This window comes from uncultured Acidovorax sp., from assembly GCF_964021665.1.
Lineage (GTDB): Bacteria > Pseudomonadota > Gammaproteobacteria > Burkholderiales > Burkholderiaceae_C > Acidovorax > Acidovorax temperans.
The window spans coordinates 1-4,471 of record NZ_CAXIAK010000147.1 but is presented as its reverse complement, the minus strand read 5'-3'; the positions used below and the strand labels follow the sequence as shown (position 1 = coordinate 4,471).

At 58.8% G+C, this 4,471-nt stretch carries 3 protein-coding genes; 2 read left to right on the top strand and 1 reads right to left on the bottom strand.

Going from position 1 to position 4,471, the window contains the following annotated elements; translation table 11 throughout:
- Positions 1 to 792, top strand: a 792-nt coding sequence (locus AADJ04_RS17655; protein ID WP_341240414.1) for an IS5 family transposase, incomplete at its 5' end; no start/stop codon positions are given.
- A gap of 125 nt (positions 793 to 917) precedes the next feature.
- Here the strand turns inward: AADJ04_RS17655 and AADJ04_RS17650 are convergent.
- Entirely contained in the window at positions 918 to 2,921 is a 2,004-nt protein-coding gene (locus AADJ04_RS17650; RefSeq protein WP_066698906.1) for a U32 family peptidase, read from the bottom strand.
- Positions 2,922 to 3,154: 233 nt separating this feature from the next.
- Here AADJ04_RS17650 and AADJ04_RS17645 point away from each other — a divergent pair, with 233 nt between their 5' ends.
- Positions 3,155 to 4,294 (top strand): branched-chain amino acid ABC transporter substrate-binding protein, encoded by a 1,140-nt coding sequence (locus tag AADJ04_RS17645; protein ID WP_066788729.1) that lies wholly within the window; start codon positions 3,155 to 3,157, stop codon positions 4,292 to 4,294.
- Positions 4,295 to 4,471 lie beyond the last annotated feature (177 nt).

Here is a 4,471-nt window from a genome sequence, read left to right as displayed (position 1 = left end):
GAGCGCATGCTGCGCATCCATTTTCTTCAGCACTGGTTCAACCTGGCCGATCTGGCGTGCGAGGAGGCTCTGTATGACAGTGCCAGTCTGCGCCGCTTTGTGGGGATTGACCTGGGCCGCGAACGCGTGCCCGACGCCACCACGCTGCTGAAGTTTCGCAAACTGCTCAATGAGCAAAAACTGGGTGAAGCCCTGTTTGCCAAGGTAGGCCAGCAATTGCAGGAGCGCGGCTTCAAGGTCAACACCGGCACCATCGTGGATGCCACCATCATCGCCGCGCCCAGTTCTACCAAGAACGCCGACAAGGCGCGTGACCCCGACATGCACCAGACCCGCAAAGGCCAGCAATGGTATTTCGGCATGAAGCTGCACATTGGGGTGGACAGCCAAAGCGGGCTGGCGCACAGCGCTGTGGTGACGGCGGCCAACGTGCACGACAAACACCCACTGCCCGATCTGCTGCATGGCAATGAGCGACGCGTGTACGGCGACTCGGCCTATGCCAGCCAGAAAACACTGATAGCGAGCAAAGCCCCCAGGGCCAAGGACTTCACCAACCAGCGCACCCGCCGTGCGGGCGAGGTGGACGAAGTTCAGCGGGCCAAGAACCGCAACAAGTCACGGGTGCGCGCTCGGGTCGAGCATGTCTTTGCGGTGGTAAAGCGCCTGTGGGGATTCACCAAGGTGCGCTATCGCGGGCTGCAAAAGAACGCCACGCGTGCGTTCACGGCCTTGGCGCTGGCCAACATCTACCTTGCCCGAGGGCGCCTGCAGGGACAGGTGCGCCCGTAAGGGTGGAAATCGGGCCTCAAGGCCCTGCGAACGGCCCAAATGGGCGGCGCAAGAGGCCACAAAATCCAAAAAATGGCGTCTTCCGCGTTCGCGCGGGAAATTTCGAGGGCTTGTTCAGCGTAGCCTTAGTGCGCGACTTGCGGCCGGGCTTTGTAGAACTGGAGCGGGGCTTCTGGCACCTGGTTCAGCACCTGGCGCTTGATCTTGCCCACCACGTGCATTTCACAGGGCTTGCAGTCAAAACGCAAGGTCAGCTTTTCCTTGCCATTGATCAACATCAAGGGTTCGGCCTTGATGGTGCCCTGCACGCCGGTCACGCCCTTGGCCTGCTTGGGGCACAGGCTCATGGAAAAGCGCACGCAGTGCTTGGTGATCATGAGGCTGACTTCGCCTTCCTCCTCGTGCGCCTCGTAGGCTGCAGCGATCACCTTCACGCCGTGGCGCACGTAGAAGTCGTGGGCCTTATGGTTGAACACGTTGCCGAGGAACGAGAGCGTGTCTTCGGGGTAGGGCACAGGGGGCTCCACCGGTGTCGCGCGTGGCAGGCGGGCAAAGTTGCGGGCGCGGTTGGCTTCCAGATCGGCCACCGCATCGCGGCGCAGGGCGTTGAGCACTGACGCGGGCACAAACCAGGGCTGTGACAACTGCAGCGCAATGTCATGCACCGCAAACACCGTTGCGCCAAAGCGGCCCAGCTGCTCGCGCAGGCTGGCTTCGGCCTTGGTGGCATCGGTGGCGGGTTGATGCGGCTGCTGTACCTCGGCACACCCCGCGTTGCCGTCTTCGTCGGTCAGCATCAGGCTGAAGCCGCTGGGCGTTTCGCTCAGGTGCGCCCACAGGCCGATGCGGCGGTCGCTGGATTTTTTCTCGAGCGTGCGCACCCAGTCCATGTCGCGGTTGCGGTTGATCTCGGTGCCCTTGCGCAGGTCCTTGAAGCCTTCCATCGGGTCCTTGGGGTACACGCGCCACTGGCCTACGCTGCGTGCCGACACGGGCTCGGCCACGTTGATGGCCATGCCCACCAGCTCCTTGTGCAGGTCGTAGTAGCACAGCCCATCGCCGTTGTGCAGCACGGTGGCGGGGTCGCTCACTTCCAGCTCCACAAAATCGGGGCCCACCTTGGTCACCCAGCCGATGGCCTGGCCAGGGTTCTTGGGGGTGTCGAAGGCGCCGATATCTTCCTTGCGGCCGGTGACGAAGTAGTCGGTGAACTCGCGGTTGAAGTTTTGCACCGGGTCGGGCGTGAAGGTGAAAGTGGTGCGCCCGCTGGACGAGCGCGACAGCGGTCGGCCCTGGGCCTCGCGCTCTTCGATGATTTCGTCGAGCAAGGTGCGGTAGTAGGCCGTGATGTTCTTCACATAGCCCATGTCTTTGTAGCGGCCCTCAATCTTGAAGCTGCGCACGCCGGCGTCGATGAGGGCGCGCAAGTTATCGCTCTGGTTGTTGTCCTTCATGCTCAGCACGTGCTTGTCGTGCGCAATGATGCGGCCCTGCGCGTCGGTCACCTGATAGGGCAGGCGGCAGGCCTGGCTGCAGTCGCCGCGGTTGGCGCTGCGGCCCGTTTGCGCATGGCTGATGTTGCACTGGCCGCTGTAGGCCACGCAGAGCGCGCCGTGGATGAAGAACTCGATGTTGGCGCGGCCGGGCGCATCCACCGGGCCCAGCGCTTTGTGGACTGCCGCAATCTGCTGCACCGTCAGCTCGCGTGCCAGCACGATTTGCGACAGGCCTGCGTCCTGCAGAAAACGGGCCTTCTCCGGCGTGCGGATGTCGGTCTGGGTGCTGGCGTGCAGTTGGATGGGGGGCAGGTCGATTTCGAGCAGGCCCATGTCCTGGATGATGAGCGCGTCCGCGCCCGCCTCGTACACCTGCCAGGCCATCTGGCGCGCGGCCTCCAGCTCATCGTCGCGCAGGATGGTGTTGAGCGTGATGAAAATGCGGCTGTTGAAGCGGTGGGCGTGCTTCACCAGGCGCTCAATGTCTCGGATGTCATTGCCCGCGCTGGCCCGCGCGCCAAAGGCCGGGCCGCCGATGTAGACGGCATCGGCGCCGTGGTTGATGGCTTCGATGCCAATGTCTGTGTCGCGCGCAGGCGATAGCAGTTCGAGCTGGTGGGGAAGTAGGGACATGTCTCAATTATCGTTCTCGGTAGAAAAGCGCATCTCAGACGCTGCTTTAAACGCCTCGTCAATATGCGCAATCTTGAAGTGGACTAATATGTGAACATAGCATCTGTCCCCCACAAGAGTTGGGCTTGCTAACATGCTGGTCGCTCAGTCGGGCGTTCAGAGTGCGAAAACCCAAGTCAATCAATTTTGGAGATCGTTTCGTGTCTTTTGTTTTTCCTGTATTTCATCAAAACATGCTTCGTTTAGTTTCTCTTCCCCTCGGAGCTGCGGCTGCCTGTGCAGTTATCGCTGGAACGGCACATGCTCAAGACGTTCAAGTTGTAAAAATCGCGCATGCTGGCCCGGTGTCAGGTGGGATTGCCCACATTGGAAAAGATACTGAAAACGGGGTTCGCTTGGCCGTTGAGGATCTGAATGCTCAAGCGTTGGTCATTGGTGGAAAGAAGATCAAATTTGAACTCGCGGCAGAAGACGATGCCGGAGACCCACGGCAAGCTACTGCAGTTGCGCAGAAATTGTGTGATCAAAAAGTAGCTGGTGTGGTGGGGCACCTGCAGTCTGGAACTTCGATTCCAGCTTCAGCTGTCTATGCCAAATGCGACATGCCTCACATCACGGCGTCTGCGTCCAATCCAGACTTAACAAAGCCTGGACACAAGACAACGTTCCGACTGATTGCCAACGACAACGCTCTGGGTGCTGCGTTGGCGTTGTTCGGTGCTGACCACCTCAAAATTAAAACAGTGGCGATCATTGATGATCGCACTGCTTACGGGCAGGGTGTCGCGTCAGTTTTTAAAGCTACAGCGCTACAAAAAGGCGTCAAGGTTGTCGGTGAAGAATTCACCAACGACAAGGCCACAGACTTCATGGCTATCTTGACTTCTATCAAGAACAAAAAGCCTGATGCCATCTTTTACGGTGGATTGGATGCTCAAGCTGGGCCTATGTTGCGTCAAATGGAGCAGCTGGGGTTGTCTGGCGTGAAGTATTTCGGAGGTGATGCTCTGTGCACTGAAAAGCTACCCGAGCTGGCAAGTAAAACTCAAGCGCTCAAGAACGTCACATGCGCTACGGGTGGTGCTTCCGTAGACAAAATGCAAGGTGGGGCTGATTGGAAAAAACGCTACGACGCTAAGTTCCCTGGTCAATTCCAGATCTACAGTCCATACGCTTACGACGCTACGATGGTGTTGGCGGATGCGATGAAGCGCGCTAACTCTGTTGATCCCAGGGTTTTCAACGCGTTCATCTCGAAAACGGAATACAAGGGTGTTACAGCTAACATTGCTTTCACATCCAAGGGGGAGTTGACTACCCCGGCGGTCACTTTGTATACATACAAAGATGGTCGTCGCGTCGCTCTTAACTGATCTCTCACCCTGAGTGGCTATCTAGCACTGGCTCAGGTAGCCGCTTAATGTAGTCGCAGCGGATCACTCAAGCTGTATGTCGTCTGTTTGGTGAATGGCTGCGAAATCTCTGCTATGATCGAGGGCTTCGCTGCACAGAGGGCATGTTTCTAGGTGCGGCGGGGTTGGTTGAAGAAG

Excerpts from the sequence above, each read along its gene's own strand:
- AADJ04_RS17650 (WP_066698906.1), bottom strand. The coding sequence starts at position 2,921 with ATGTCCCTACTTCCCCACCAGCTCGAACTGCTATCGCCTGCGCGCGAC.
- AADJ04_RS17645 (WP_066788729.1), top strand. The coding sequence starts at position 3,155 with ATGCTTCGTTTAGTTTCTCTTCCCCTCGGAGCTGCGGCTGCCTGTGCA.